The sequence below is a fragment of the Pseudoalteromonas sp. S3178 genome, assembly GCF_005886985.1.
Lineage (GTDB): Bacteria > Pseudomonadota > Gammaproteobacteria > Enterobacterales > Alteromonadaceae > Pseudoalteromonas > Pseudoalteromonas carrageenovora.
This window is the reverse complement of record NZ_PNCW01000310.1, coordinates 1-249: the sequence shown is the minus strand read 5'-3', so window position 1 is coordinate 249 and position 249 is coordinate 1. Positions and strand designations below refer to the sequence as shown.

The 249-nt window shown below is 44.6% G+C and carries 1 pseudogene; it reads right to left on the bottom strand.

Features of this window, described 5'->3' with window-relative positions:
- A pseudogene (locus CWC11_RS23070) lies at positions 1-190 on the bottom strand (MBL fold metallo-hydrolase); the annotation flags it as partial.
- Between the last annotated feature and the right edge of the window lie 59 nt (positions 191-249).

Genomic DNA, 249 nt, shown 5'->3' with positions numbered 1-249 from the left:
GTTCCGATGTGCCGTCCACTTCAACTAATGCTGCATATCCCCACTCGCCAATGCCACGATCCGCAAGCATGGTCGACAGCGTAGTGATTTTGAGTGCTTTGACTTGGTGAGGAGTTTCATTAGCAGCCGCTGTCGATACCGTAATGAGCCACCACAAACAAATTAGACACAGAATATGTATACGGTGCATAAGAATTCCTTTTGCGTATTTTGAAGTTAAGTGTTGACGAAACTAACTGGGTATTGAAT